We start from the raw sequence: 504 nt of genomic DNA, 5'->3' as shown, positions 1-504 counted from the left end.
CCTGTATTTGGAAGGAGTTGCTCATCTGTTGCTGCAGGCGCTTTGTAGGTACGATCTTGTTCAGTTCCAAAAGTAGGGCTTGTAGCCAAAGGAGCTACACTGCCAGTGTATTCTGGAACTTCGTTTACTGCTGGTTCAATCTTTTCAGCGTAGGCTGGAATATTGGCTACTGCTGGAGCACCACTTTCTGCATAAACTGGGACATTCGCTACTGCTGGAGCACCGCTTTCTGCATAAACTGGAACAGTCGCTACTGCCGGAGCACCACTTTCTGCATAAACTGGAACATTTGCTAGGGCTGGGGCACCGCTTTCTGCATAGGCTGGAACATTCGCTACGGCTGGTGCGCCACTTTCTGCATAAGGCAGAGCATTGTTTACTATTGGGGCACCGCTTTCTCCGTAAGCTGGAACGTTCGCTACGACTGGTGCGCCACTTTCTGCATAGGCTGGGAGTTCATTTACAGCAGCTTCTACCGCATTTGCACCTTTGTTGTATTCTGGC

At 50.2% G+C, this 504-nt stretch carries 1 pseudogene; it reads right to left on the bottom strand.

Annotated features, from left to right (window positions below):
• Window positions 1–504 (bottom strand): annotated as a pseudogene (locus tag GMD6S_RS12850) (SIALI-17 repeat-containing surface protein); the annotation flags it as partial.

The sequence above is a fragment of the Streptococcus sp. GMD6S genome (assembly GCF_000297015.1).
This window is presented reverse-complemented; position numbering and strand designations above follow the sequence as displayed.